The following is a 7700-nucleotide window of genomic DNA, read 5'->3' as shown; positions in this document are numbered from 1 at the left end:
CGACCTCGGATTCTCGGGTGTGGGCGGCTCGCTCGCCGCGTCGCTGCGCCGCGACCATGCGGCCGGCGCGGTGGGGGGGGGGGGCGCCGCCCCCCCGGGAGCCCCCCCCCCCCCCCCGGGGCGGGGGGGGGGCTACCCGGGGGGCGGCGCCCCCCCGCCCCACCGCGCCGGCCGCATGGTCGCGGCGCAGCGACGCGGCGAGCGAGCCGCCCACACCCGAGAATCCGAGGTCGACGAGTCGGCGGTACTCGGCCGCGGCGGCACCGGAGACCAGCGGCTCGGATCGCCGCCGCAACCGCAGCACCGCGGCGTCGACCCGCGGCACCGGGTGAAAGCTGCTGCGGTGCACGCGTGCGCCCACCGTGATCGACATCCACGGCCAGTGTTCGACGGTGAGTTTGGACCAGCGGCCGTAATCGCCGGAGTGCTTGCGCGCGAATTCGAGCTGGGTCAGCAGCGTGGCATCGATCAGATTCCGGGCCGCGAGGCACCAGCGGACGATATCGGTGGTGATCCCGAAGGGTACGTTGGCGATCACCGAGAACGGCTCGTGCGGTGCGCGGACCATTCTGAAGTCCTTGTTGTACACGCGAATTCGTTCATCGTCCGCGTATCGGCGGCGGAGCCGGGCGGCATAACGGGGATCCTTCTCATAGGCCGATACCCGGCCTCCGGCCGCGAGAATGTGTCTGGTCAGCATGCCGTCGCCGGGCCCGATCTCGAGGACCGGAGCCTCCGGTGCGAGGTCGGCGGCACGCACGATCATCGCCGCGGCACGGGAATCGGTGAGGAAATTCTGCGACAACGTCTTGCGCGCATTCCGGGCGCGCGGAAACGAACGGGACATGGGTGTCCTCCGGACGGAGCGGTCGAATCAGGAAGAGTCGATTCGCCCGGACCCACGCCGGGGCGCACGAGAATCGGCCGATCGGCCGTCAGCGAGATCTCCGGATTATCGGATGCGGAGAACGATGCGATGCGCGGGCAGGGTCCAGGCTGCTGCGCGCAGCCGCACGAAGTACGCGCCGATCGCGCATGCGCCGCTCACGCCTGAACCTCCCATGCCGCACAGGCTAGAACAGCGCCGCCACCGCCCGCCACCGAATTTCTAGGCGCTGCGGTACAGGTGGCCCGAATCGGTGCCGAGCACGTCCGCGTAGTGCCCCAGCAGTTCCGCGCAGATCGCGGGCCAGGTGCGATGCAGCACGGATTTGCGGGCCGAACCGGCGAACCGCGTGCGCAAGGCCGGATCCTGCAGCGCCGCAACGGCACTGGGCAGCAGTTCGGTGAACCGGTCCACGGGAAGCAGATATCCGTTGCGGCAGTGCGAAATCAGATCCCGGGGCCCGCCCGCGTCCGGGCCGACGACCGGCAGCCCGCAGGCCAGCGCCTCCTGCACGCCCTGGCAGAACGTCTCGTGCTCGCCCGGATGCACCATCACGTCGAGGCTGGCATATGCCTCGGCGAGTTCCGCGCCGCCGAGTTCGCCGGTGAACACCGCCGACGGCAGCAGCCGCGTCAACCGGGCGCGCTCCGGCCCGTCGCCCACCACGACCAACCGGATATCCGGATCGTCGGCCAGCACGGCCAGCCGGTCCACATGCTTCTCCGGCGCCAGCCGCCCGACGAATCCGACGATCAACCGGCCGTCCGGCGACCATGCCCGCCGCCGCGCCTCGCTCCGCGCGGAGGGGGTGAACCGCACGGTGTCGACGCCGCGTGCCCAGCGATGCACCCGCGGAATGCCGTGCCGCGCAAGATCTTCCGCGGCGGCGGTGGAGGGCGCGAGGGTGCGGGCCGCCCGCATGTGAATGCGCCGCGTCCACGCCCAGGCCGCCCGCCGCGCCGGTCCGAGCCCGTAGCTGGCGGCGAATCCGGCGACATCGGTCTGGAATATCGCCACGGCGGGCAGATCCAGCCGCAACGCCGCCGCGACGCCCCCGGCCCCCAGCAGGAACGGCGACGCCAAATGCACCACGTCCGCGTCGAATTCGTCGATGGCCGCGGTGATCGCGGGCTGCGGCAGGCCCACCGGGAGCGAGCTGATCTTCGGCACCATCACCGCGGGCACCCGCAGCACCGGGAACCGGCCGTGCTCGCGCGGCGCCGGAGGCAGGTCCCCCGGGGTGTCCGGCGCGATCACGAGCGACTCGTGGCCGTGGCGATCGAGGTGCTCGAGCACCTGCAGCACGGAGTTCACGACGCCGTTCATATTCGGCAGAAACGACTCCGCGACAATCGCTACACGCACACGTCGAGTGTGATCACCGCGGAACTCGGAGCCGCCACGCCGACGTGACACGCACTCGAAGTTCGGGCGAACAGTGCGCGACGTGCGGTGCGGTCACAGCTGATCGCGTCGCTCCATCCGGCGCAGCAGCCACAGCGTCGGCAGCGCCAGCGCCCAGGCCACCACGATCACCGACAGCGCGGGGATGATCGCGACCCGCGCGTCGCGCCCGGCCACGCGCACCAGGTCCGGATCCTTCCTGCTGTATTCGACATTGATGCGCTCGCCCGCGGTCAGCTTCGTCGGATACAGCACACCCACCTTCGGGTTGCGCGTCACGCCGTCGGGCGTCACATACGTCACCGCCGAGCGCAGCCGCCCCGCCGACAGCACCTCGGCGCTGGTGACGCCCTTGTCGGCATTGATCAGCATGTCGTCGCGCCAGGCCGCCAGCACCAGCAGCACGGCCAGCACACTCACCGCCGTCGCGGCCACCACGACGCCGATCCTGGTGCGCCGCAAGCGCACTGGGCGACGTCCGATCCGCTGATCAGACTGGGTGGTTTCCGACACCGCACCAGGCTATGACATGGCTCGGATAGCGTGTGCCCCATGTCCCGTAAATTCAGCTTCACCGTGTCCTACAGCGTTCCGGTAGAAGAGCTTCACCGGGCGATCACCAGCGATGACATGTGGCAGGCCAGGTTCGACGGCGCCGAAACCGCGACCCTCGCGCTGTCCCACCCCGACGGACCGGGCACCATCCGCGTGCACATGACCGAACGCGCACGTCAGGACAAGATCCCGGCCATCGTCGGCAAGGTACTCAAGAGCGAGCTCGAGCTCGAGCGCATCGACAACTGGGGCCCGCTCGAGGGCGACACCGCCAAGGGCAGCTTCACCGGTGCGTCCAAGGGCGTCACCACCGAAATGGAAGGCACCTACGAGCTGCGTCCCACCGCGGAGGGTTCCCAGATCGAGGTCGCGGGCACCGTATCGGTCAAGGTCCCGCTGGTCGGCGGCGCTATCGAACCGCTGGCCGAGCAACTGCAGCAGCGAGTGGTCAACAGCGAGCGCAAGTTCATCGAGAACTGGCTGGGCGCCAAGACCGGATCCTGAGCCCGCCTACGAACGGGGCCGCGAACATGCCTGCAGGCATCGCCGACAGAGGTTCGCGGCCCGCACCGGCCGTCGCACGGCCGATGCGCCCTACTCCTGCGACCAATCGACCGCCGCGGGATCGAATTCCCGCTTCTCCACCAGGACCAGCCAGTTCCCGGAGTTGTCGCGCATCACCGCCTCGACACCGTAGGGCCGCTCCGAGGGCGGCTGCACGAATTCCACACCCTTCGCGGTGAGCTCCTCGTACGCCTTCTGACAGTCGTCGGTGTTGAGGCCCAACGCCCCCATGCTCCCGTTGCCGAGCGAACGCCGGATCGCCTCGGCCATCGTGTCGTCCAGCGGCGGACCCGGCACCATCAGGGTCACCTCGAGCTCCGGATGATCCGGCTGGGCGACGGTCACCCAGCGAAAGCCGTTGTCGCCCATGGACACATCGTTGACCTCCACGAAGCCCAGCTTGTCGATGTACCACTGCTTGGCAGCGGTCTGATCGGTGACGTACACGGTCACCAGGGAAATGTTCGTAATGGTTGCCATGTCGCAAGGCTATGAGACCCGGCCTCCGGGAGGCTTCTCCGAAATTGCTCTACTCCGGGGGTTTGCGGTCGGACAGGCCGTGCATGAAGACGTAGCAGCCCGGGATGCGCGGCGCTCCCTCGGCGGCGAACTTGGCCTGGTACGCCGAGGGGGACATGCCGACCAGGTCGGTGAATTTGCGGCTGAACGAGCCCAGGCTGGCGTAGCCGACCAGCATGCAGGCCTCGGTGACGGTGATGTTGGTGGCGCGCAGCAGGTCCTGGGCCCGCTCGATGCGCCGTTCGGCCAGATACAGCGCCGGGGTCTTGCCGTAGGTGGCCGCGAAACAGCGCAGGAAGTAGTACTTGGACACCCCGGCCGCCGCGGCCAGCTCGTCCAGGTCCAGCGGCTCGGCATAGTTGCGGTCCGCCAGGTCGCGCGCCCGCCGCAGATGCGGCAGCAGATCCAGCGGCGGCGTCTCCACATGCCGACGATCCGTCACCCTTCGATCATCCCTCGAGGTGCCGACAGATTTTCGCCCCGGTGCGCGGAGTCCACCGGTCGGCACGCATCCGTCAGGTGAAGGGCGGTAGCTCGTCGGCGCGCATCGAGGCTCGGCCCGCCGCCCGCCAGGCGCGGGCGGTGAGGTCGTCGTCCTCCTCGGTGACCAGGTTGCCCATCACTCGAACCGCGGTGCGCTGCAGGTACTTCGACCGCATCACCGGTGGTCCGCCGGTCGGGACCATGCGCGGATGGGTGGCCAGCGCGGCGATCCGGCGTGCGACCGAGAACGTGCGGCCGTAGCGGGCGCGCAGCAGGTCCGGCCACAGGGTGGTCAGGTCCGGCTCGTCGAGCAGCCCGGCCAGCAGATGGCCGCCCTCGAGGCCGTAGTCGATGCCCTCGCCGTTGAGCGGATTGACGCACCCGGCGGCGTCGCCGACCAGCGCCCAGTTGCGACCGGCGACCCGCGACACCGCGCCGCCCATCGGCAGCAGCGCCGAGGCCACCGCGCGCGTCTCACCCTCGAACTCCCATTCCGCGCGTCGCAGCGAAACATAGTGCTGCAACAGCGGTTTCAACGCGACGTGCGAGGGCCGCCGCTCGGTGGCCAGCGATCCGACACCGATGTTGACCTCCCCGTTGCCGAGCGGGAACACCCACCCGTACCCGGGCACCAGCGTGTTCTCGGCATCGCGCAGTTCCAGATGGGAGGTGATCCACTCGTCGTCGCTGCGAGCGGACCTGATGTAGGCGCGGGCGGCGACACCGTAGGCGAATCGGCGATGCCAGGTGCGTCCCAGCATCTTGCCGACGGGGGAGCGGACCCCGTCGGCCACGATCAGCATCCGGCAGCCGATCTCGCGGGTGCCCGCCCCGGCCCGCACGGTGACGCCGGAGACCCGGTCCCCGGCGTGCGCGACATCGACCACGCGCACCCCGTCGACCATCCGGGCGCCCCACTTCACGGCGGTCTCGCGCAGCTTGTCGTCGAGTTCGGTTCGGGCAACGGCACTTCCGTACCCCGGAAACGACCCGTCCGGCCAGGTCAGCAGGGCCTCGCGGCCGAATCCGGTCATCCGCAGGCCACGGTTGACCGTGTGCGCGCGCACCCAGTCGCCCAGCCCCAGATGCTCCATCTCGGCCGTCGCCCGCGGCGTCAGGCCGTCTCCGCAGGTCTTGTCGCGCGGGAACACCGCGGCGTCGATCAGCAGCACATCGCGCCCGGAACGCGCCGCCCAGGCGGCCGCCGCCGACCCCGCCGGGCCCGCGCCGACCACCAGCACGTCGGCGTGCGGGGGCAAGACGTCCGCTGCTGAATCACCGCTCGCGGTACCGGCATCCGCTGTACCCATGGGCTCAATACTTGCAGCACGGGTCCGGGAGTGTCGACGGTGCCGCCGGTTCACGCTGTCTGATTCGTCCCAGAGTGACTCCGTTCATGGGCACGTCACCCCCGACACGCTAGGTTCTTGGGTGTGGGGACGGAACCGGCTTTGGGAGATGGCATGAGCGCATCGGCTGTCAGCGACGAGACCACCGTGGTCGCCGGGGTGGATCTCGGTGATTCCGAGCTCGCTTCGACCGTGCGCAGCGGTCTGGAAGAGGTCGAGAAGCTACTGATCAGCGAGCTGTCCGACGGTGAGGAGTTCCTGCAGGAGGCGGCGCTGCACCTGGCCAAGGCCGGCGGCAAACGCTTTCGCCCGCTGTTCACCATCCTCACCGGCCAGCTGGGCCCGCGCCCGACGGACCCCGACCTGGTCACCGCCGGAACCGTCATCGAGCTGGTGCACCTGGCCACGCTCTACCACGACGACGTGATGGACGAGGCGTCGATGCGGCGCGGTGCCCCGAGCGTGAATTCCCGCTGGGGAAACAGCATCGCGATCCTCGCCGGCGACTATCTGTTCGCCCACGCCTCCCGGCTGGTGTCCACGCTGGGCCCCGACGCGGTGCGCATCATCGCCGAGACGTTCGCCGAACTGGTGACCGGCCAGATGCGAGAAACCTTGGGCGCCAGGCAATCCCAGGATCCCGTCGAGCACTACCTGCGGGTGGTGTGGGAGAAGACCGGCTCGCTGATCGCGGCCTCGGGCCGCTTCGGCGGCGCCTTCTCCGGCGCCGATCCCGAGCATGTGGAGCGGCTGGCCCGCCTCGGTGACGCGGTCGGCACCGCCTTCCAGATCTCCGACGACATCATCGACATCTCCTCGGTCTCCGAGCAGTCCGGCAAGACGCCGGGCACCGACCTGCGCGAGGGCGTGCACACGCTGCCGGTGCTGTACGCGCTGCGCGACGAGGGCGCCGAGGGCGACCGGCTGCGCAAGCTGCTGGCCCGCCCGCTGGAGTCCGACGAGGAGGTCACCGAGGCCCTGGACCTGCTGTCGCGGTCGCGCGGCATGGTGCTGGCCAAGGAGAAGCTGCAGGGCTACGCGGACATCGCCCACGCCGAACTCTCCGCCCTGCCCCCCGGCCCCGCCAACGACGCCCTGGAGCACCTGGTCCGCTACACCATCGAACGCGTGGGGTAGCCGGTAAATCCCGTAAAGCTCACAATTCGACTAGGAACTTCACCCCGCGTTTTATCGTTGACCTGGTGTAACGCGATCTATTGACGGGGGCGTGAAGGAGTGCGATGCACGGGCATGGTGGGTTCGGGAACGGTTTGAAGACGTTCGGGCTGATGGTCGGGATGTCGGCGTTGATCGTGTTCGCCGGCGCTATGTTCCGTAATCCGACGATTCTGGTGATCGCGATCCTGCTCGCCGTGGGCATGAACGCCTACGCCTATTTCAACAGCGACAAGCTGGCCCTCAAGGCGATGCACGCGCAGCCGGTCTCCGAGCTGGAGGCGCCGGTCATCTACAAGATCGTGCGCGAGCTGGCGACCGCGGCGCGCCAGCCGATGCCGCGGCTGTACATCAGCCCGACCAATGCACCCAACGCGTTCGCCACCGGCCGCAATCCGAGACATGCGGCGGTCTGCTGTACCAGCGGCATCCTGCAGATCCTCGACGAACGGGAGCTACGCGCGGTGCTCGGGCACGAGCTGTCGCACGTCTACAACCGCGACATTCTGATCTCGTCGGTCGCGGGCGCGCTCGCCGCGGTCATCTCCGGCCTGGCCAACCTGGCCTTCTTCGCGAGCATGTTCGGCGGCGGCAACCGCGACGGCGAGGGCCCGAACATCATCGGGGTGCTGCTGGTCTCGCTGCTCGGCCCGATCGCCGCGACGCTCATCAAGCTGGCCGTGTCGCGTTCGCGCGAATACCAGGCCGACCAGGACGGGGCGGCCCTGACCGGCGACCCGCTGGCCCTGGCCTCGGCCCTGCGC

9 protein-coding genes are annotated in these 7700 nt (G+C 69.5%); 3 read left to right on the top strand and 6 right to left on the bottom strand.

The genetic code is table 11. The annotated features are described in order from the left end of the window. The 3 genes from erm to QH290_RS17130 all read right to left on the bottom strand — a co-directional run. A partial coding sequence (gene erm, locus QH290_RS17140; RefSeq protein WP_280383879.1) for a 23S ribosomal RNA methyltransferase Erm occupies window positions 1-847 on the bottom strand: 847 nt, incomplete at its 3' end. 261 nt (window positions 848-1108) lie between these two features. Next, the gene (locus QH290_RS17135; RefSeq protein ID WP_280383877.1) at window positions 1109-2251 is read right to left on the bottom strand and encodes a glycosyltransferase family 4 protein; all 1143 of its coding nucleotides are present in this window, start codon (window positions 2249-2251) and stop codon (window positions 1109-1111) included. A gap of 93 nt (window positions 2252-2344) precedes the next feature. Next, window positions 2345-2803, bottom strand: coding sequence for a DUF3592 domain-containing protein (locus QH290_RS17130; protein WP_280264831.1), 459 nt, complete (start codon window positions 2801-2803; stop codon window positions 2345-2347). 39 nt (window positions 2804-2842) lie between these two features. Here QH290_RS17130 and QH290_RS17125 point away from each other — a divergent pair, with 39 nt between their 5' ends. Continuing rightward, window positions 2843-3349 (top strand): DUF2505 domain-containing protein, encoded by a 507-nt coding sequence (locus QH290_RS17125; protein ID WP_280264830.1) that lies wholly within the window; start codon window positions 2843-2845, stop codon window positions 3347-3349. A 90-nt stretch (window positions 3350-3439) separates the two neighbouring features. Here the strand turns inward: QH290_RS17125 and QH290_RS17120 are convergent, their stop codons facing one another. From QH290_RS17120 to QH290_RS17110, 3 genes are all read right to left on the bottom strand, one after another. Continuing rightward, window positions 3440-3889 (bottom strand): VOC family protein, encoded by a 450-nt coding sequence (locus QH290_RS17120; protein ID WP_280264829.1) that lies wholly within the window; start codon window positions 3887-3889, stop codon window positions 3440-3442. Between the two features lie 49 nt (window positions 3890-3938). Continuing rightward, window positions 3939-4370 (bottom strand): helix-turn-helix transcriptional regulator, encoded by a 432-nt coding sequence (locus QH290_RS17115; protein ID WP_280383875.1) that lies wholly within the window; start codon window positions 4368-4370, stop codon window positions 3939-3941. Window positions 4371-4443: 73 nt separating this feature from the next. Further along, entirely contained in the window at window positions 4444-5721 is a 1278-nt protein-coding gene (locus QH290_RS17110; RefSeq protein ID WP_280383873.1) for a geranylgeranyl reductase family protein, read from the bottom strand. Between the two features lie 153 nt (window positions 5722-5874). On the opposite strand from QH290_RS17110, the gene QH290_RS17105 reads away from it, so the two are divergent. Both QH290_RS17105 and QH290_RS17100 read left to right on the top strand, forming a co-directional pair. Beyond that, entirely contained in the window at window positions 5875-6897 is a 1023-nt protein-coding gene (locus tag QH290_RS17105; protein ID WP_280264826.1) for a polyprenyl synthetase family protein, read from the top strand. Window positions 6898-7001: 104 nt separating this feature from the next. Further along, window positions 7002-7700, top strand: a 699-nt coding sequence (locus tag QH290_RS17100; RefSeq protein WP_280383870.1) for a M48 family metalloprotease, incomplete at its 3' end; no start/stop codon positions are given.

The organism is Nocardia wallacei (assembly GCF_029869545.1).
In the GTDB taxonomy this organism is placed as follows: Bacteria; Actinomycetota; Actinomycetes; order Mycobacteriales; family Mycobacteriaceae; genus Nocardia; species Nocardia wallacei_A.
Note: the sequence above shows the minus strand (reverse complement) of the source record. Positions and strands in the feature narration are given on the sequence as shown.

Excerpts from the sequence above, each read along its gene's own strand:
- QH290_RS17105 (WP_280264826.1), top strand. The coding sequence starts at position 5,875 with ATGAGCGCATCGGCTGTCAGCGACGAGACCACCGTGGTCGCCGGGGTG.
- QH290_RS17125 (WP_280264830.1), top strand. The coding sequence starts at position 2,843 with ATGTCCCGTAAATTCAGCTTCACCGTGTCCTACAGCGTTCCGGTAGAA.
- QH290_RS17110 (WP_280383873.1), bottom strand. The coding sequence starts at position 5,721 with ATGGGTACAGCGGATGCCGGTACCGCGAGCGGTGATTCAGCAGCGGAC.
- QH290_RS17120 (WP_280264829.1), bottom strand. The coding sequence starts at position 3,889 with ATGGCAACCATTACGAACATTTCCCTGGTGACCGTGTACGTCACCGAT.